The organism is Sphingobium sp. JAI105 (assembly GCF_015752145.1).
In the GTDB taxonomy this organism is placed as follows: domain Bacteria; phylum Pseudomonadota; class Alphaproteobacteria; order Sphingomonadales; family Sphingomonadaceae; genus Sphingobium; species Sphingobium xenophagum.
Window position 1 is genome coordinate 2,219,570 of sequence record NZ_JADOUC010000001.1, and the last position, 19,593, is coordinate 2,239,162.

Annotated in this window: 16 protein-coding genes; 7 read left to right on the top strand and 9 right to left on the bottom strand. The window is 64.7% G+C overall.

Going from position 1 to position 19,593, the window contains the following annotated elements:
• Window positions 1-45: 45 nt before the first annotated feature.
• Window positions 46-720, top strand: a complete 675-nt coding sequence (locus tag IWY39_RS10615; protein ID WP_026002403.1) for an HAD family hydrolase — start codon at window positions 46-48, stop codon at window positions 718-720.
• Window positions 721-758: 38 nt separating this feature from the next.
• Here the strand turns inward: IWY39_RS10615 and IWY39_RS10620 are convergent, their stop codons facing one another.
• The 3 genes from IWY39_RS10620 to IWY39_RS10630 form a co-directional block, all read right to left on the bottom strand.
• On the bottom strand, window positions 759-2,606 hold the full coding sequence (locus IWY39_RS10620) for an AsmA family protein (RefSeq protein ID WP_107124976.1): 1,848 nt from the start codon (window positions 2,604-2,606) through the stop codon (window positions 759-761).
• A 71-nt stretch (window positions 2,607-2,677) separates the two neighbouring features.
• Window positions 2,678-3,619, bottom strand: a complete 942-nt coding sequence (locus tag IWY39_RS10625) for a 2-hydroxyacid dehydrogenase (protein WP_107124977.1) — start codon at window positions 3,617-3,619, stop codon at window positions 2,678-2,680.
• Between the two features lies 1 nt (window position 3,620).
• Complete coding sequence (locus IWY39_RS10630) at window positions 3,621-4,940, bottom strand: cystathionine gamma-synthase family protein (protein WP_017183226.1); 1,320 nt, start codon at window positions 4,938-4,940, stop codon at window positions 3,621-3,623.
• A 185-nt stretch (window positions 4,941-5,125) separates the two neighbouring features.
• On the opposite strand from IWY39_RS10630, the gene IWY39_RS10635 reads away from it, so the two are divergent.
• Window positions 5,126-7,534 carry a ligase-associated DNA damage response DEXH box helicase gene (locus IWY39_RS10635; protein WP_181316765.1) on the top strand — a complete coding sequence of 803 codons (2,409 nt, stop codon included), beginning with the start codon at window positions 5,126-5,128 and terminating at the stop codon, window positions 7,532-7,534.
• On the opposite strand, the gene IWY39_RS10640 is transcribed toward IWY39_RS10635, so the two are convergent.
• The gene (locus IWY39_RS10640) at window positions 7,531-8,067 is read right to left on the bottom strand and encodes a COG3650 family protein (RefSeq protein ID WP_107124979.1); all 537 of its coding nucleotides are present in this window, start codon (window positions 8,065-8,067) and stop codon (window positions 7,531-7,533) included. The genes IWY39_RS10635 and IWY39_RS10640 overlap by 4 nt on opposite strands.
• 2 nt (window positions 8,068-8,069) lie before the next feature.
• A complete protein-coding gene (gene gyrB, locus IWY39_RS10645; RefSeq protein WP_107125030.1) occupies window positions 8,070-10,559 on the bottom strand; it encodes a DNA topoisomerase (ATP-hydrolyzing) subunit B in 2,490 nt (829 codons plus the stop codon).
• Window positions 10,560-10,645: 86 nt separating this feature from the next.
• Here gyrB and IWY39_RS10650 point away from each other — a divergent pair, with 86 nt between their 5' ends.
• On the top strand, window positions 10,646-11,128 hold the full coding sequence (locus tag IWY39_RS10650; RefSeq protein ID WP_017183599.1) for a hypothetical protein: 483 nt from the start codon (window positions 10,646-10,648) through the stop codon (window positions 11,126-11,128).
• 14 nt (window positions 11,129-11,142) lie between these two features.
• On the opposite strand, the gene IWY39_RS10655 is transcribed toward IWY39_RS10650, so the two are convergent.
• From IWY39_RS10655 to yczE, 3 genes are all read right to left on the bottom strand, one after another.
• Window positions 11,143-11,649: a DUF1993 domain-containing protein gene (locus IWY39_RS10655; protein WP_107124980.1), complete on the bottom strand. Its 507-nt coding sequence runs from the start codon at window positions 11,647-11,649 to the stop codon at window positions 11,143-11,145.
• A gap of 14 nt (window positions 11,650-11,663) precedes the next feature.
• Complete coding sequence (locus IWY39_RS10660) at window positions 11,664-12,848, bottom strand: hypothetical protein (RefSeq protein WP_107124981.1); 1,185 nt, start codon at window positions 12,846-12,848, stop codon at window positions 11,664-11,666.
• Window positions 12,849-12,916: 68 nt separating this feature from the next.
• A complete protein-coding gene (gene yczE, locus IWY39_RS10665; RefSeq protein ID WP_107124982.1) occupies window positions 12,917-13,519 on the bottom strand; it encodes a membrane protein YczE in 603 nt (200 codons plus the stop codon).
• A 90-nt stretch (window positions 13,520-13,609) separates the two neighbouring features.
• Here yczE and yczR point away from each other — a divergent pair, with 90 nt between their 5' ends.
• Window positions 13,610-15,073 (top strand): MocR-like transcription factor YczR, encoded by a 1,464-nt coding sequence (yczR, locus tag IWY39_RS10670; RefSeq protein WP_026002479.1) that lies wholly within the window; start codon window positions 13,610-13,612, stop codon window positions 15,071-15,073.
• A gap of 170 nt (window positions 15,074-15,243) precedes the next feature.
• Here yczR and IWY39_RS10675 read toward each other — a convergent pair whose 3' ends face one another.
• Window positions 15,244-16,287, bottom strand: coding sequence for a quinone-dependent dihydroorotate dehydrogenase (locus IWY39_RS10675; protein ID WP_107125031.1), 1,044 nt, complete (start codon window positions 16,285-16,287; stop codon window positions 15,244-15,246).
• A gap of 350 nt (window positions 16,288-16,637) precedes the next feature.
• On the opposite strand from IWY39_RS10675, the gene IWY39_RS10680 reads away from it, so the two are divergent.
• The 3 genes from IWY39_RS10680 (at window position 16,638) to sufB (ending at window position 19,577) form a co-directional block, all read left to right on the top strand.
• The gene (locus IWY39_RS10680) at window positions 16,638-17,582 is read left to right on the top strand and encodes a helix-turn-helix domain-containing protein (protein WP_107124983.1); all 945 of its coding nucleotides are present in this window, start codon (window positions 16,638-16,640) and stop codon (window positions 17,580-17,582) included.
• Window positions 17,583-17,682: 100 nt separating this feature from the next.
• Window positions 17,683-18,093, top strand: a complete 411-nt coding sequence (locus IWY39_RS10685; RefSeq protein ID WP_017183592.1) for an RrF2 family transcriptional regulator — start codon at window positions 17,683-17,685, stop codon at window positions 18,091-18,093.
• The gene (sufB, locus tag IWY39_RS10690) at window positions 18,090-19,577 is read left to right on the top strand and encodes a Fe-S cluster assembly protein SufB (RefSeq protein WP_107124984.1); all 1,488 of its coding nucleotides are present in this window, start codon (window positions 18,090-18,092) and stop codon (window positions 19,575-19,577) included. Before IWY39_RS10685 ends, sufB begins: the two co-directional genes overlap by 4 nt.
• Window positions 19,578-19,593: the final 16 nt, after the last annotated feature.

Genomic DNA, 19,593 nt, shown 5'->3' on the forward strand with positions numbered 1-19,593 from the left:
CTGCAAGTCAGAACGAAGGACAAGGGCAAAAGTTTCGGACACGGCATGACGCACCGTCTGGCAATTTACGACATGGACCGCACGGTGACGTTCAGCGGTACCTATACCGGCTTCCTCATTCACATGGCGCGCGCCATGGCCCCGTGGCGATTGGCGCTGCTCCCCTGCGTCGGATTGCTGATGCTCGCTTATGTGGTCAAGCTGATCACGCGCCAGCGGTTGAAAGAGCTTAATCAGGCGCTGATGATCGGCTTCAATGTCGAGCGTGCGCGGCTCATGCCGCATGTCGAAACCTATGCCGACAAGGTGGTGGCGACCAATTTGCGGCAGGGCGCGGTGGCCCAGATCGCGCAGGACCGCGCCGATGGCTATCGCCTCGTCCTCGCCACCGCATCCTACCGCCTGTATGTCGAGCCGATCGCCCGGCGACTGGGTTTCGACGCCGTGATCGCCACCGATCATCTTTCGCAGGACTTGCGCTATGTCCGTGCCAAGATTGCCGGTGAAAATTGCTATGACACGGGCAAGCTGCGGATGATCAAGGCGTGGATGGCGGCCGAGGCGATTGATCGTGGCCAGGCGCATATCCGCGCCTATTCCGACCATGTCTCGGACGCGCCGATGCTGGAATTCGCCGACATCCCCTTCGCATCAAACCCGCACAGGAAGCTGGCGAAACTGGCGGCCGCCCGCGGCTGGACGCGGGTGGACTGGGTTTAATATCCCCACATCCGTTCGAAACGGACGGAAATATGTGTTTAGCGCATAGCCGTTTTGGCCAGCCCCTCGCAGTCCGCGTCGCGCGCGCGCGGCACCTTGTCACCGGCAATCGCCTTGCCGATCATCTTCAATATGCCCTTGGCCGATCGCGCCTCGGTCGGCACGCGAATATCGGGCTGCTTGATCGTCCCGCCAATCGGCACCATGCCGTTCAGCCGCAACAGGCTGCCCTGCTTGGGCTGACCGCTCGCTTCCAGCGCCATCACCTCGTCCGTCAGACGGATCGTCCCGGCAATGCGCGTCTGGGCGCGTGACGTGTCGATCAGCACCGGGTTTGCGCGCGCTACGCCATTGCTGACGTCGAAGCGCGCCACCACGCAGCGCAGGACCGCCATCTTGTCCTTGTCCACTGTCAGCCCCTTGCCGACATCCTGTCCCATCAGCGCCGCCGTGCGCGCCGGGATCGATCCGTCGCGACCGACCAGCGCGATGGTGCCGGACGATCGCCCCACCGCCTGCCGGATCGTGCGGCCCGGTCCATTCAGGGCAACCCGCCCGGCCAGCCCGCCATCGATCCGCGCTTCGGGGAAGAAATCCAGCAACCGCGCCGACCGCAGATTGAGCGCCAGATCGAGACGTGGCCCTCCCTGCCGCTGATCGACCGCCAGGCGGCCCGTCAATATGCCGCGCGTCAGGCCGAGCCGCAGCGGTTCGACCACCAGTCGGCTGCGTTCCAGACTCAATGTGCCGCGCAAGGATCGGAACGGGCTGGAACCGGGCCATAACAGCCTGTCGGCCCGCACCTCCAGGCGTCCATCGGTCCGCGCCATGTGCGACAGGTCGATCGCCGTATCGGGGATCAGCCGTTCGCCCAGCTTCGCGCGTTTGGCCGCCGCCTTGCGCTTGCCTTCGTTGGACGACAGATCGTCGAAATCGAACCGTGCCGACGCGATTGCGCCGTCGATGCGCGTGCGGCCATCGCGTTTGCGGATGGTGGCACGCCCTGCAATGTCGGACCGGCCGATCGTGCCTTTCAGATTTTCAATGGTCCAGTCGGGCCGGTCGCGCGCGACCTGCGCCGCAAGCCGCACGGGCTGGGTGCCGGGCAGGCCCGCCTCTATGATCGCATCCAGCACGCGCAGGTCGATCGCATGGCCAGTCACCTTGCCGCGCAAATGGCCGATGTCGAGCGGCCCATCCATCGTGCCGTCGATGGTCATGCCCACGGCCTCGCCGGCAATCTCCGCCTTGAACGGCCAGCGCGCACCCGTCTTGTGCCCGACGATCGGCGCGCCGCTGGCGGTCACCCTAACCGGATGGCCGCGGACATCGCCCGTGCCCGACAGGCGCAATCCGCTGGCGTCGACCATCAGCGCCGCGTCGACCGATCGACCGCGCTTGTCGTCGCGATAGGCGATCCGGCTGTCGCTGACCGTCAGGCTGCGCAGGGCCGGGCGCTGCCCCTTGTCGTCACTCGCGCGGCTGCGCTCGCCGCTCCAGCTTTCGCGTCCGTCCGCGGCGCGATAGAAGGACAGGCGCGCATGCGCCAGGTCCAGCCGTTCCAGCACCGGCCCGCCGGTCAGCAGCGCCAGCGCGGAAAAGCCGACCCGCGCCTCGCCAACCCGCGCCAGATCGGCGTTGCCCGGCGCCCAGTCGGGCTGCGGCACCCTTATATCGGTCAGGCGCACGACAGGGTGAAAGGACAGGCTATCCTCGCGCACCATGGAGCCGATCGTGACCCGCTTGCCGATCCGGTCCGACAGCCGATCCTCGATCCGGCCCTTGAACATGCCCCATGGAAATGCCGCCAGCAGCAGGATCAGCAGCCCGATCAGGACAAGCAGCCCGACGCCAATGCGGACAGCCCATCGCGATCCTGCTGTCATCCCCACGGCGCACCCCCTCCTGCAACGGCCTCATCGCCGTGCCGCGCTCAACGCACGACTCGACGCAGGGTTCAGAGGCGAACGGGGGAGGGGAGCGGCTCGCCTGCGAAATGGGCGGACAGATTGGCGATCAGCATCTGCGCCATCCGCCCGACCGCCTCGTGCGTCGCCCCGCCGGTGTGCGGGGTCAGCACCACATTGGGCACATCCACCCAGCGCGCGGGGTCAGTCGGTTCGGGGTCGAACACGTCGATCGCGGCTCCGCCCAGAGCCCCCGATTTCAGCGCAGCGATCAGCGCTGTTTCATCCACCAGCTGCCCGCGCGCGACATTGACCAGCAGCCCGTCCGGCCCCAGCGCATCCATGATCGCCCTGGAAATCATGCCCCGATTGCTTTCGTCCGCGCGCGCCGCGACCAGCAATATGTCGCTTTGCCGCGCCAGCGCCTCCAGACTGTCGGTGCGGGGCCAGGGGAGGGCAGGCTTGTCGCGCGGCCCCCACCAGCTCACCTGCATCCGCATCGCCTGCGCCCGCTCCGCCACCGCGATGCCGATCGACCCCATGCCGATAATCCCCAGCCGCGCCCCTCCCATCGACCGGGTGCGCGTCTTGGCCTCGATCGTCCACAATCCTGCCCGCAAATGCCGATCGCCGCCGACGATCCAGCGACGATGGGCGATCATCAGCCCGATTGCATGGTCCGCCACATCCTGCGCATTGGCGTCGCCCGCATGGGTGACCGCGATGCCCTTCGCCTTGGCCAGCGCCAGGTCCACCCCGTCATAGCCCACGGTGAAGCAGGCGATCAGCGACAGGCGCGGCATCGCGTCGATCAGCGATCGGTCCAGCGCGAATTCGCCTGCCCATATCACCGCATCGACGCGCGCCAGTTGCGCGGCGTCGGGCTTTTCCCACAGGGCGATGACGTCATGATCGCTTGCCAGCAGCGGCAGCAAGGGGGCCAGCAAGGGCTGGCCCACCAACAGAAGCGGTCGATCCACCTTGTCGCCCATCTCAGCCGATCGCCCGCAACGCCTGGGCAAAATCGGCGATCAGATCATCGGCATCCTCGCATCCGATCGAGATACGGACCATATTGTCGCCAATCTCCAAAGCCGCCTTGCGCGCGGCCGGCACCGACAAATGGGTCATCGCGGCGGGATGGCTCGCCAGCGTCTCGGTCCCGCCCAGGCTCACGGCCAGCTTGGCAATCTTGAGCGCGTCGAGAAAGGCGAACGCCTCCGCTTCGCCACCTTTCAGGTAAAGCGAGAAGGTCGATCCCGCCCCGCTGCAATGGCGCGCATAAATATCGCGCTGCCGTTCGCTTTCGGGAAAGCCCAGATAGACGATCTTTTCCACCTGCGGCTGGTCCTTCAGCCAGGCGCACACCTTGGCGGCATTTTCGCCCGCCCGGCTCATTCGCAATTCCAGCGTTTCCAGCGACCGCAACAGCATCCAGGCGCTATGCGGGTCCAATATGGTGCCGATCGTGTTGCGCATCAGCCGGATGGTGGTGATCAGCGCGTTGGACCCCAGCACCCCGCCTGCGACCAGGTCACTATGCCCGCCGGCATATTTGGTCAGGCTGTAAATCACCAGATCCGCGCCATGGGCCAGCGGTTTCAGCCATAACGGCCCCAGAAACGTATTGTCGATCGCGATCGGCGGCACATGCGCTTCGCCGTCGAACAGGAAGTTGCGCCGCGCGACAACCGCTTCGATGTCGACCAGTACGTTGGTCGGATTTGCCGGGCTTTCCAGATAGATAAGCGCGACGCGGCCAAGCCCCTTGGCCTTTTCGATCACTGCGCCAATCTCTTCTTCGGTCGCGCCAGCGGGAAAATCGAGCCACTGTACGCCAAACTTGCCCAATATCCGCCCGATCAGCGATTCGGTCGCGGCGTAGAGCGGCGCTGAATGGACGATCACGTCGCCGGGCTGCACCATCGCCAGCAGGGTGGTGGCGATGGCCGACATGCCGCTGGAAAAGAGCAGGGCATCCTCCGCTTCCTCCCACACCGACAGGCGGTCTTCGGCGATTTCCTGATTGGGGCCATTGAAGCGCGAATAGACTAGGCCGTCCGATCCGCCCGGCCGGATGCCCGTCACCCCCTCGAAATGCCGCTTGCCCGCCGCCGCGCTCTCGAACGCGAAAGTGGAAGTCAGGAAAATCGGTGGCTTGAGCGACCCTTCCGACAAAGTGGGGTCATAACCATGGCCCATCATCAGCGTCGCGGGTTTCAGCGGTCGTCCGTCAATCTCCATGATCGGCGGCTTGGGACGGCGGCGGTTGGGTTCGACCCCGCTAAGGTCGGCTTCGGTTTCGCCCGGCATATATATCTCCTGCTCGATACGGCGTCTGTTGCGCCGTTCCTGATGGCATGATGATAACGCAGGGATGGGGCGGAGGGCCAGAGGCGTGCGTAAGAATATTTCGCCCGATGGTATTTTAGTTACCGGGGTTGCAGGACTTGGACGAAGGCGGTGACACCGGGCCAGCGCCTCCCTACATCGCTGTCATGGACATCCTCCCCCCGGTGCTGGAGCAATGGTTCGCCGCGCGCGACTGGACCCCGCGCGTCCATCAGCGCGCCATGCTCGCCGCCGCGCGCCGGGGCGATCATGCGCTGCTGGTCGCCCCCACCGGCGCGGGCAAGACGCTGGCCGGGTTTCTGCCGACGCTCACCGACCTCATCGAACAGCCGACCGATCGGCTGCACACCCTCTATGTCTCCCCGCTCAAGGCGCTGGCGGTCGATGTCCGCCGCAATCTCCTGACCCCGATCGAGGAGATGGCGCTGCCGATCCGCGTCGAAACCCGCACGGGCGACACGCCATCGGACCGCAAGGCGCGCCAGCGGATCAAGCCGCCGCACATATTGCTGACCACGCCCGAATCGCTCTCGCTGTTGCTCAGCTATCCCGATGCGGCGCTGATGTTCGCGGATCTGCAAACGGTCATCGTCGACGAAGTCCATGCCTTTGCCACGCAAAAGCGCGGCGACCTGCTCAGCCTGTCGATGGCGCGGCTCCAGAGGATCAATCCCGGCCTGCGCCGCGTCGCCCTGTCCGCGACCGTCGCGGATGTCGACGCCTACCGGGCCTGGCTCGCGCCCGATGGCGATATCGACACGGTCGCCACGGTGCTGGGCGAAGCCGGCGCGGAGCCGAACGTCACCATCCTCATCCCGCAAGGGCGTGTCCCCTGGTCGGGCCATTCGGGCAAATATGCGGCCAGTCAGGTCATGGCGGAAATCGCCGCGCACCAGACCACCTTGGTATTCTGCAACACGCGCGGCCTCGCCGAACTCATCTTTCAGGAATTATGGTCGGCGAACGACGCCAATCTGCCCATCGCCATCCACCATGGCAGCCTGTCGATCGAGGCGCGGCGCAAGGTGGAAAGCGCCATGGCCGACGGCAAGCTGCGCGCGCTCGTCGCGACCGCCTCGCTCGACCTTGGCGTCGACTGGGGCAATGTCGATTGCGTGATCCAGATGGGCGCGCCCAAGGGATCGTCCCGCCTGCTGCAACGCATCGGCCGCGCCAACCACCGGCTCGATCAGGCGAGCGAGGCCATACTGATCCCCGGCAACCGCTTTGAATATCTAGAAGCCCGCGCGGCCCTCGACGCTGTTGAAGCGGGCGAACGCGACGCCGATGATTTTCGCGCGGGCAGCCTCGACGTGCTGGCCCAGCATGTCATGGGTCTCGCCTGCGCCGGGCCGTTCCGTGAAGAGGAGATGCTGGCCGAAATCCAGTCCGCAACACCTTATAGCGCATTGACGCCCGACGCCTTCGCCTCCGTCCTCCATTTCATCGAAGGCGGCGGCTACGCCCTGCGCGCCTATGACCGGTTCAAGCGGCTGACGCACGACGCTGACGGCACCTGGCGCGTGTCCCATCCCCGATTCATCCAGCAGCATCGCCTGAATGCGGGCATCATCGTCGATCAGCCAGCGCTCGCCGTCCGTTTCGCCAATGGTCGCAAGCTTGGCACGGTGGAGGAGGGGTTCGCCGCCCAGCTTACCCCCGGCGACAGCTTCTTCTTTTCCGGCATGGCGCTGGAAGTCGTCAGGATGGACACCAGCGACCTGATCGTGCGGGCGACCTCCAAACAGGCCCGCATCCCCAGCTGGGGCGGCACCCGCATGGCCATGTCCACGCGCCTTGCCGAAAGGGTCCGCACGTTTCTGGCGCAGCCCGATCAATGGCACCGCTTCCCGCCGGACGTGCGCGAATGGCTCGACATGCAGAAACTGCGCTCCGTCCTGCCGCAACCGGGTCAGCTGCTCATCGAAACCTTCCCGCACGAAGGGCGTCATTATCTGCTCTGCTACAGTTTCGAAGGCTGGAACGCGCATCAGTCGCTGGGCATGTTGCTGACCCGGCGGATGGATGCTCAGGGGCTGATGCCGCTGGGCTTCGTTTCCAATGACTATGCGCTGGCCATCTATGGCCTGAAGCCTGTCACTGATCCCAAAAGCCTGTTTTCCGCCGACATTCTCGACCATGAATTTATCGACTGGATCGAACAGTCGAGCTTGCTCAAGCGCGCTTTCCGCGACGTCGCCGTCATATCCGGCCTGATCGAGCGCCAGCATCCGGGCAAGCGCAAGACCGGGCGGCAAGTCACCTTTTCGACCGACCTTATCTACGATGTGCTGCGCAAATATCAGCCGGACCATCTGTTGCTGAAGGCCGCCTGGGCCGATGCACGCGCGCGCATGACCGATGTGGGGCGGCTGGGCGACCTGATCGACCGTGCGGCCACGACCATGTTGCATGTCAGCCTTGACCGGGTCAGCCCGCTCGCCGTCCCGGTGCTGATCCTGATCGGTCGCGAACAGGTCGCGCAAAGCGCGGCGGAGGACGCGTTGCTGATGGAGGCGGAGGCGCTGGTTAATACAGCCATGCGCGCGGATTAGCCGGGCGGGCTGTCGCCTGCGTCCCGCTCACCCCCGCAGCCCTTCAGCACGCCATCGGCAAAGGCCACCGCCACCCGGTCTGACCATAGCGCGTCGCTCATGCCGTCGCTGCACGGCCCCTGGCTGATCGTCATGGCGAAGCCGTCGCCAACGTAGCGGATCGTCCGCTTCTTGCTCGCGCGCGCCACCGCAAATTGCATGGGGTCTTGGTCGGGCCGTTCGAGCGTCGCGACCGTTCCGCGCACCGTCACAGCCCAGAACGGCTCGGTGCCGATGGCGCGATAATCGGGCTGCGGCTGCGCTTTCACCGGGGGTGCTTTTGGGGGTGCCAGCGTTTCACGTGAAACAGGAAAGTGATTATTTTTCAGATTCTTGGGCGGCGAAACAGGCGCAGCGACATTCTCCGGCGGCGCGCTGTTCACCACCACCGGCACCGTCTGCATGACCGACGCTGCATCATTGTTCGGCTTACTGTCGCAGCCAGTCAGCCCCGCGCCCATCGCCACGAGGCCAGCCAGCCGCAGTCCGATCATGTCTAGACGTCCAGATTGGCGACGTTCAGCGCATTGTCCTGAATGAACTCGCGGCGCGGTTCGACCACTTCGCCCATCAGGCGGCTGAAAATCTCGTCGGCGACATCCGCCTGCTCGACCTCCACCCGCAGCATCGATCGATTGTCGGGGTCCAGCGTGGTTTCCCACAGCTGTTCCGCATTCATCTCGCCCAGCCCCTTGTAACGCTGGATCGCCAGACCCTTGCGCCCGGCGGCCAGGATCGCGGCCAGCAATTCGCTTGGCCGGGTCACCAATGTCGAACCCTTCGCCGCGACCGCTGGCAGATCATCCTCGCCCGCATCCTCGGCCGCCTGCGCAGCCTTCGCACTCACCAGCCGCGATGGCGTCACATAGCTTTGCGATTCCTCGCTCGCCAGCGTGTGCAGCTTGCGCGCTTCGGCCGAACCGACAAAGCCATGCTCGATGACATGATGGTCGGTCACGCCGCGCCACAGCCGCTCGAAATGGAAGCCGCCTTCCTCCGCGATCCGGCCGGTCCATTTGCCCTCCGCATCCTGCGCGCCCATCCATGCAACCGCAGCCGCCAGCCGCTCTGCCTGCGCATCTTGCGACAATTCGGGGTCCAGCGCGCCGGTCAGGCTCAGCGCTTCGATGATCGCGGGATCATAGCGGCGCGGGACATAGCGCATCACCGACCGCATCCGTCGCGCATGATCGACCAGATTTTTAAGGTCATGGCCGGTCCGGCTACCGCCCGGTCCATCCAGCACCATCGATTCGACGCCATTGTCGACCAGATATTGCTCCAGCGCGGCGTCGTCCTTCAGATATAGTTCGCTGCGCCCCCGCGTCGCCTTGTACAGCGGCGGCTGGGCGATGAAGAGATGCCCGGCCTCGATGATCTGCGGCATCTGGCGGTAGAAGAAGGTCAACAGCAGCGTGCGGATATGCGCGCCATCGACGTCGGCGTCGGTCATGATGACGATCTTGTGGTAACGCAGCTTTTCGATGTTGAAATCGTCGCGAATGCCGGTGCCCATCGCCTGAATCAGCGTGCCGACTTCCTTGGACGAAATCATCCGGTCGAACCGCGCCCGCTCGACATTCAATATCTTGCCTTTGAGCGGCAGGATCGCCTGATTGTGCCGGTTGCGGCCCTGCTTGGCCGACCCGCCTGCCGAATCGCCTTCGACCAGGAACAGTTCGGACTTGGCCGGATCGCGTTCCTGGCAGTCGGCCAGCTTGCCGGGCAGGCTGGCAATGTCCAGCACCCCCTTGCGCCGGGTCAGTTCGCGCGCCTTCTTGGCCGCTTCGCGCGCGGCGGCGGCGTCGATCACCTTCTGGACGATCATCTTGCCATGGGTGGGATTTTCTTCCAGCCATTCGGCCATCTTGTCGGCCATCAGGCTTTCGAGCGGCTGGCGCACTTCGGAACTGACCAGCTTGTCCTTGGTCTGCGACGAAAATTTGGGATCGGGCAGCTTGACCGACACGATCGCGGTCAACCCTTCGCGCATATCCTCGCCGGTCAGCGACACCTTCTCCTTCTTCAACATGCCCGATTTATCGGCATAATTGTTGAGGGTGCGGGTCAGCGCCGCGCGGAATGCGGCCAGATGGGTGCCACCGTCGCGCTGCGGGATGTTGTTCGTGAAACACAGCACATTTTCATAATAGCTGTCATTCCATTCCAGCGCGACGTCGATGGTCACATCGTCGCGGGTGCCGGAAATGGCGATCGGCTCCGGCATCATCGCGGCCTTGTTGCGATCGAGATATTTGACGAAGGCCGCGATGCCGCCTTCATAATAAAGCTCGACCGTCTTGCTTTCCTCATGCCGCGCATCGGTCAGGAACAGGCGCACGCCGCTGTTGAGGAACGCCAGTTCGCGATAGCGATGCTCCAGCTTGTCGAAATCATATTCGGTGACATTCTTGAACGTCTCGGCGGAAAACAGGAAGGTGACCTTGGTCCCCTTCTGCCCCGGCGCCGCCGGACCCAGCACCTTGAGCGGCGCTTCGGCGTCGCCGTTGCGGAACCGCATCCAATGTTCCTGCCCGTCGCGCCAGATGTTCAGTTCCAGCCAGTCGGACAGGGCGTTCACCACGGACACGCCCACGCCATGCAGGCCGCCCGACACCTTGTAGGCATTGTCGTCCGACGTATTCTCGAACTTACCGCCCGCGTGCAGCTGGGTCATGATGACCTCCGCCGCCGACACGCCTTCTTCGCTGTGGATGCCGGTCGGGATGCCCCGGCCATTGTCCATGACGCTGACCGATCCATCGGGGTTCAGGGTGATGTCGATCCGGTCGCAATGGCCGGCCAGCGCCTCGTCGATCGCATTGTCGCTGACCTCGAACACCATATGGTGCAGGCCCGATCCGTCGTCCGTGTCGCCAATATACATGCCGGGCCGCTTGCGCACGGCGTCCAGCCCTTTCAGCACCTTGATGCTGTCGGCGCCATATGCGTTGCTGTTCGGGCTATTCTGGGGTTCGTCGCTCATGCCGAGCATATAGGGAAAGCCTCGCTGAAACTAAAGCGAAACATGGTGCCTTTCCCCGCACGCCAGACCAGTCTATCCCCTGTGCCATGACGCGCGCCATCGCCCTGATTTTTCTGCTCGCCGCCTGTTCCGACAGCCGCGAGGTGCTGGATGAATTGCCCAACAGTTCGCTGGCGGGCGCACCGCGCGCCGACGTGTCGGAAAGCCGCATGGACGCGCCGGTCGCGCGCGCCGTGACGATTGGGGAGGATGGCCCGCGCCTCGACGCTTGCGGCGGCATGGGACAGGTGCTGCGCACGGGGGCAGGGGGGCAGCCGCTGCGCGCCGCCCCCTTTGGCGATGCGAAGGTGCTGGCCACCCTCAACGAAGGCGATCGCGCCTATATCTGCACCCGCAGCCTCGACCAGAAATGGCTGGGCGTCGTGCTGGCACCGCCGCCTGCCGCCGACAATGGCGCGCAAGCCCCCGATTGCGGCGTCTCCTCCCCCGTCGATCGCAAACAGCCCTATGACGGCCCCTGCGTCAGCGGCTGGGTCGCCAGCGCCTATGTCCGGCTGATCGCCGGTTAAGCGCTAGTGGACCACTAGACCCCGCCCAGAAAGTCCATTTTCCCGATCGGCACACCGGCCTGGCGCAGCAGCGCATAGGCCATGGTCAGGTGGAAATGGAAATTGGGCAGGGAAAAGGTCAGCACATGGGACCGGCCGGTAAAGGGAATGTCGGCGCCCGGCACCTTCAACACCACATCGGCATCCTCGCGCCCGTCAATCCGGTCGCGCGGCACCGCTTCCAGCAGCGCGATCGTCTTGGCGATCCGCGCCTGCAACTCGGCAAATGTCTGCTCGGTGTCGGCCATCGCCACCGGCTCCAGCTCGCCCAGCCGCGTCACCGTGCCCTTGGCGGTATCGCAGGCGAACTGCACCTGCGCGGTCAGCGGCTTCATGTCGGCGATCAATTGCGCGCCGGTCAGCGTCGCCGGGTCGATCCCCTTTTCGGCGGCAAAGGCAGCACCCTTGTCGAGCAGCCCCGACAGCGCGTTCAGCCCGCGGATGAAGACGGGCACGGTCAGATCATATAATGCGGTCGCCATGAAGCGTCCCTCTCTCACTGGATGCCGGTGAACACCAGCTTCTGCACGCGCCGGCCGGTATTGACCTCGGTTGCATAGATATTGCCCTCGCTGTCGGTATCAATGCTGTGCAGCCAGGTAAATTGTCCCGTCTGCCGTCCGACCCGGCCGATCGCGCCCAGCACGGCATGCGTCTTGCGCTCCAATATCCAGATGCGTCCGTTCATCATGTCCGCGACATAGAGATAGGTCTGGTCGGGATCGGGCGAAAAGGCGATGTCGGTGACTGTGTGGGTGCCGCCCGTCTCGCCCGCGATCACCAGGTCGCGCACGAACGTCAGGTCGCCATCCTTCCCCCGCTTGAAGAGTTGCGCGCGATTATTGTTGCGATCGCAGACATAGACGTGGCCGTCCCTGGTCGGCACGACGCAATGGACGATGTCGGCGAAGGTCTGCGCCTTGGGATCGGCGACCTTGCTGGGGTCGACCGCATGGCTCTGGTCGAACGCGCCCTGTCGCGTCGGCGCGATCGGCGGCCTGGCATAGGCACCCCAGCGGCCCTTATAGCCATTGGTGCGCGCGTCATATCCGATCACCCGCCGGTTCACATAGCCGTCCGAAATCAGCACCATGCCGTCGGAATGATTGACATCGGACGGGTTGCCCAATTGGTCCGTCGCATCATTGCCGCCGGTCTTGCCGCGCTGGCCGAACGCGCGGATGAAGGTGCCGTCGGCACGGTAATTCAGCACGACATGGTCGTCCTTGCCATTGCCGCCGAACCAGACCGTTCCCGCTGCATCGACGAAGATGCCATGCAGGCTGGCTGGCCACTGGTTGACGCCGCCGACGCTTGGCGCGCTGTCTGGCCCACCCCAACCGCCCAGATAGCGCCCGTCGCTGGCAAAATGGACCACGGGCGGGGCTGGCTTGCAACAGACCGCGATCGGCGGGCTTTGCGCCAGGCCCGTGTCGGTCGCGGTCAGGCTGTGCGGGCGATGAACGACCCAGACCGAATCGTCGGGCGCGACCGCCACGCCGCTCACCTGGCCCAGCAGCAGGTCGGTGGGCATGGTCGGCCATGCCGCATCGACCTTGAACCGCGGCATTTTGGTGCCCGCTGGCGCGACCTGTTCAAAGGCCAGCGGGGCGAGCGCGCGCTCATCGGGCGTCGCTGCGGTCAGGGTCAGTAACAAGGCGGCGGCGAGGAGGGGGCGCATCGGTCGGCTCCGCTATCAGGATGGGGCAGGCGGATCATGCCCGGATAGCCGCCCCGGTCAATCACTGTTCAGGCGATCGCTGCACGCTCCGGCGCGTCTATGCGGAACCAGGGCAGGGCGTGGTGGACGATCCAGCCGATGCTCATGGCATAGAGGATGGTCCCGACGCCCACGGTCCCGCCCAACAACCAGCCGATCGCCAGCACGCTGATCTCTATGCCGGTACGGACCCATTTGACTGGCCACCCGCTGCGGCGGCAAAATCCGGTCATCAACCCGTCGCGCGGCCCCGGCCCCAACCCCGCGCCGATATAGGCACCCCCGGCAATGCCGTTGAGCACGATGCCCGCAGCCAGCCAGGTCGCGCGCATCATATAGCCTTCCGGCACCGGCAGCAGCATCAGCGACAGGTCCACCGCCATGCCAATCACGATGATATTGGTCACCGTGCCGATGCCCGGCCGCTGGCGCAGCGGCCACCATAGTAACAGCACGATGGCGCCGACCAGATTGACCGTCATGCCGAAACTTAAGCCAAGCCGGGGCGCAATCCCCTGATGCAGCACGTCCCAGGGATCGAGGCCCAGATTGGCGCGCAGCATCAGCGCCATGGAAAAACCATAGAGGCCAAGGCCCCAGAATAGCTGGAAAAGGCGGCGGTACATCATCATGGGCAGGCTTCTTCTTCACAATTGGCCTTTTCCAAAAGGACCATTTCGACATAAATGGCCCTGACCATCCGCCAATTGGATCAGATCATCATGTCCACTTCCTTCCTTCGTCCGCCTTCCCTGCTCCGCCTGCTGGGCGCATGGCGCGCGCAGGACAGCGCCCAGCCCGCCTATCGCCAACTGGCGCAGGCGTTGCGGATGCTGGTGCTCGACGGGCGCGTGGGGCTGAACGTCCGCCTGCCGGGCGAGCGGGAACTGGCCGCTGCGCTTGGCCTGTCGCGCACGACGATCGCGGCGGCGTTCGACCGTCTGCGGGACGAAGGCTATCTGGAAAGTCGGCAGGGGTCGGGCAGCGTCACCCGCCTGCCGCCGGGTCGGGTCGAACCGCCCCAGGCAGACATTGACATGATCACCGGCGGCAATCTGCTCAACTGGACCCATGCCGCGCTGCCCGCTGCGCCGGGCGTCGGTCGCGCGATGCAGGCGGCGGTCGAGGCGCTGCCCGCCTATCTGGGGGATCTGGGCTATGATCCGCTCGGCCTGCCCGTATTGCGGCGCGCGGTCGCTGCCCATTTCGATCGGCGCGGCTGCCCGACGGACGCGGATCAGATCATCATCACCAATGGCGCGCAGCAGGGCTTTTCGCTGCTGCTCCACTGGCTTGCCGGGCCGGGCGATCGCGTCGTGATCGACCACCCGACCTATCACAACGCGATTCAGGCGTTGCAGCGCGCGCATGTCGTGCCGGTGCCGGTCGGCCTGCCGGCCCATGGCTGGGATATTGACGCCATGGACGCGGCTTTTCGCCAGACCGCGCCGCGCTTTGCCTATCTGATCGCCGATTTCCACAATCCCACCGGGCGTAGCATGGACCCTGCGACTCGTCGCGCGCTGGTCGCGGCCGCCACGCGCAGCCACACGCCGCTGGTGATCGACGAAACGATGGTGGCGATGGGGCTGGACTTCGCCCCGCCCCCGCCGGTCGCGATCCATGATCCGTCCGGGCGACAGGTCATCACCATGGGGTCGGCCAGCAAGATTTTCTGGGGCGGGCTTCGGGTCGGCTGGATTCGCGCCGATCCGCAGACGGTCGCGGCGCTTGGCCGCCTGCGCACGACGACGGATATGGCCAGTCCCGTGGTCGAACAGCTTGCCGTGGCGCACCTGATCGACGCCGACGAAGGGCTGGGCGCGCGCGCCGACATGCTGCGCGGGCGGCGCGACCATCTGCTGGCGCTGCTCGAACAGCATCTGCCCCACTGGCGGGTCGAATCGCCTGCAGGCGGCCTGTCGCTCTGGGCCGAATTGCCCCGTGCGGAGGCAACCGCGCTCGCCGCGCTGGCCGAAAGCCTGGGGGTGCGGGTCGCCGCCGGGCCGCGCTTCGGCGTCAGCGGCGCGTTCGAACGCTTCCTGCGCCTGCCCTTCACCCTGCCCGAGGCCCAGCTTGCGATCGGCGTGGAACGGCTGGTCCAGGCGGACGCCCATCTTCACGCACGGACCCCCAGGGGCCGCGACTCGCTGGCGCTCGCGCTGGAGGCGGACCGATTAATCTGAAGAGTCTGTGTCGAAATGCGCCTTTGGCGCATCCGCACCGGCCCACACCCCCACCCGACCGCCCACAGAGTGTATCCTGAATGGGAGGTCGGGTGGGGGTGTGGGCCGGTGCGGCAACTGAAATGCGCTCTTTCGCGCATTTCGACACAGACTCTAAATGACAGCGCCCGTCAGGCGTCGATGCCGACAATCTGGTCGATGGTGGCAAAGCCGTCGCGCGCCATCAGCGTCTTGAGACCCTGATTGATCCGCTTCGCCAGATACGGCCCTTCATAGACCAGCGCGCTATAGAGCTGGACCAGCGACGCGCCCGCGCGGATGCGGGCATAGGCTTGCTCCGCATTGCCAATCCCGCCAACGCCGATCAGCGGCAGTCGCTTGCCCAGCAAGCGACGGAAATCGCGTAATTTTTGTAACGACAGGTCAGTCAGCGGCGCGCCCGACAGCCCGCCTGTTTCCCCTGCATGGGCCGACCGCAGCGCCGGGCGCGTGATCGTGGTGTTGGACACGATCAGCGCGTCGATCCGGTGGTCGAGACAGGCGGCGGCAATATCCTCCACATCCGCCGGTTCCAGATCGGGCGCGACCTTCAGGAAAATCGGCGTGGCGCGGCTACCCCGTGCCGCCATCACCGCGCCCAGCAACTCGTCGAGCGCAGCGCGATCCTGCAAGGCGCGCAGGCCCGGCGTGTTGGGGGAGGAGATGTTGACCGTCAGATAGTCCGCCAGCGGGGCCATGACCTGAACCCCGGTGGCATAATCGGCGATCCGGTCGGTCGCATCCTTGTTCGCGCCGATATTGATGCCGATCACCGGCCCTTCCCCCACCGGACGGCGATAGCGCGCGATCCGGTCCGCCGCTGCGCCCTGTCCGCCATTGTTGAAGCCAAAACGGTTGATCACCGCCCTGTCTTCGACCAGCCGGAACAGCCGCGGGCGGGGATTGCCCGGCTGGGCCAGGGGGGTCAGCGTCCCCAGTTCGGCAAAGCCAAAGCCCAGCCCGTGCATCTTGTGCGCGACTCGCCCTTCCTTGTCATAACCAGCCGCCAGGCCGACCGGGTTGGGGAAATGCAGTCCCGCAATCGTGCTGGCGAGCGCCGGATCGGGCGTCAGCGGGGCCGGAGTCGGCATCAGGCGCAGTGCGGCGATCGACAGATTATGGGCGCGCTCGGCATCCAGAGCGAACAAAAGCGGGCGGATCAGACGGTAGGGCATGGCCGCGCTATGCCAGCGGCGGGGCGGCCCGTCGAGTCGCTGTTGCAGCATGGCAACAGACTCGCCCCACGTCATTTCATAACAGGAAACGTCATGTTTGGGATCGTTTTCGGCGAAAAAATGTCTGATCCGTCCAATAATATTGCCGCGATTCGGGGGTAAAGCGTCCCTGCGACCCGAAGGCTCTTAGGCTTCCAGCCGATGAGACCTTTTCCTGACCCGGCAATGCAAATTGCCGGGTCATTTTTTTGTGCAGCGCAACAGAAAACAACAAAAGTTACGATTCATTATCCATCCTGCTTGCGCGGCGGCGATGTTGGCGCATAGTAAATCCCAACTGGGGTAAGAATATGGGGTCGCATAACATCGACAGGACCGGGGGCGGTGTCGCTCTGCCGGACGACCGGGGGCCACTATCCTATACCGTGGCGGCTGCGCAGGGGCCGGTGCGGTTGCGTTACTTTGCCCCACCGGAACATTTACGCGCCTATTTCGGCTCGCTCTATCTGTTCACTGTGTCGGCGGACCAATATGCCGACGCGACCCGTGCCGATGTGCCACAATTGCGCTTCATGCTGAGCGGCGGGGGCCAGTATCATTTTCAGGACGGCGTAGCGATGGCGACGCCCGACGTCTGCCTGCTTGGCCCCACCATGGGCGCGACCCGGTTCGAACTGGACCGGCCAGCGCGCGTCGTGGGCATTTCGCTGCTGCCCGCCGGCTGGCTGGCTCTCTATGGCAAGGATGCGAGTCTGCTGGCGGACCGCTTGTGCGACATGGCGGCGGAAAAGGGCGATGCCTATACACGCCTGCTCGATGATCTGCGCGCGCTGGACGATGATCAGGCGGACGTTATGGCGGCGCTGTGCTGGGCGCGACTGGGCGCCAAGATCAAGCCGCCGCGCCGGGCCATCTGGACGCTGCTCCATGCGGTCGACGCCTGGCTGATGGACGAAGGGTCGCCGCGGATCGAGATTTTGGCCGAAACCACTGGCCTGTCCCCGCGCCAGCTCGCCCGGTTGACCAACAAATATTATGGCGCGCCGCCCAAATTGCTGGCCCGCAAATATCGCGCTTTGCGCTGTTCGGCCAAGATCGCGCTCGATCGGGAAAGCTGGCAACTCATGTGCGAGGAAGCGGGCTTTTACGACCAGTCCCACTTCATCCGGGAGATCAAGCATTTCATCGGCCTGACCCCGCACCAGTTGCAGACCGAACCGTCCGCCGTCGCGCAACTGACCCTGCTGCGCCGGTCGCTGGGCGGGGATGTGGCGACGCTCAACCGGCTGAGCTGAGGCAAGGGCAAAGCCAAAAAAGCCTTGATAAATGATGCGGGCGGGACCAAATGCCCAATCAGACGAAATTAGTCTGATTTGAGAATGGTTCGCAACGCGCATGAAATTGTCCAGCTTCGCTGACTATGCCGTGGTCCTGATGTCGGCCGCCGCGCGCCATTGCGGCGCGGCCAAGATGAACGCGACGACGCTGAGCGCGGAAACTGGCATTCCGCTGCCTACCGCGCAGAAGCTGGTGAGCCGCCTGTCTGCTGCGGGCCTGCTCGAATCAAGTCGTGGCACCGGGGGCGGCGTGCGCCTGTCGCGTCCCCCCGCCACGATCACGCTGGCCGACGTGGTGGAGGCGGTCGAAGGGCCGATCGCCATGACCGCCTGTGCCGACACCGGCGCGCATGACTGCACGCTGGAGCAGGACTGCCGCATCCGCCCGCATATGAATGTGGCGAACATGGCGATCCGTTCGGCGCTGGCCGGGGTAACGATCGCGAGTTTGACGAGAGAATTGGCATGACCGAAGTGACGACCAGAGAAGCGCGCAATGCCCAGGCGCAGGAGGCCGCCGATCGTGCGTCCACCTACGAACATGGCTGGGCGTCGAACATCGAACAGGACTTCGCGCCAAAGGGGCTGAACGAAGACACGGTGCGCTTCATCTCCGCCAAGAAAAACGAGCCGCAATGGCTGCTCGACTGGCGGCTGAAGGCTTTTGCGATGTGGCAGACGATGACGCCGCCCGACTGGGCCAAGCTCAACGTCCCGCCGATCGACTATCAGGACGCCTATTATTACGCCGAGCCCAAGAAGAAGGTGGAACTGGATTCGCTGGACCAGGTCGATCCCGAAATCCTCGCCACCTACCAGAAACTGGGCATCCCGATTGCCGAACAGGAAATGCTGGCCGGGGTGAAGGGCAGCCGCCGCGTCGCGGTCGACGCCGTGTTCGACTCGGTGTCGGTCGCCACCACGTTCCGCAAGGAACTGGAGGAAGCGGGCGTCATCTTCCGCTCGATCAGTGAAGCGGTGCGCGAATATCCCGATCTGGTGAAGAAGTGGCTGGGCAAGGTCGTGCCGATGCACGACAATTATTTCGCGACATTGAACTGCGCGGTCTTTTCCGACGGTACCTTCGTCTACATCCCCAAGGGCGTCCGCTGCCCGATGGAACTCAGCACCTATTTCCGCATCAATGCGGAAAATACCGGCCAGTTCGAACGCACCCTGATCGTCGCCGACGAAGGCAGCTATGTCTCCTATCTCGAAGGCTGCACCGCACCGATGCGCGACGAAAACCAGCTGCACGCCGCCGTCGTCGAACTGGTGGCGCTCGATGATGCGGAGATCAAATATTCGACCGTCCAGAACTGGTATCCCGGCGACGCGGACGGCAAGGGCGGCATCTATAATTTCGTGACCAAGCGCGCGCTCTGCCAAGGCCGCAATTCCAAGGTCAGCTGGACCCAGGTGGAAACCGGCAGCGCCATCACCTGGAAATATCCCAGTTGCGTGCTGAACGGCGAAAACAGCGTAGGCGAATTCTACTCGGTCGCGCTGACGAACAATATGCAGCAGGCCGACACCGGCACCAAGATGATCCACAATGGCAAGGGGTCGCGATCGACCATCGTGTCGAAGGGGATCAGCGCAGGACGCAGCAACAACACCTATCGCGGCCTCGTCCGCGTCGCGCCGGGCGCGGAAGGCGTGCGCAACTTCACCCAGTGCGACAGCCTGCTGCTCGGCGACCAGTGCGGTGCGCACACCGTCCCCTATATCGAGGTGCGGAACCCTAGCGCCCAGATCGAACATGAAGCGACCACCAGCAAGATCAGCGATGATCAGCTCTTCTACGCCATGCAGCGCGGCCTGGACCAGGAAAGCGCCGTAGGCCTGATCGTCAACGGCTTCGCCCGCGAAGTGCTGCAACAACTGCCGATGGAGTTCGCGGTCGAGGCGCAGAAATTGCTGGGGATCTCGCTGGAAGGCAGCGTGGGGTGATCCCCGCGATCGCCCG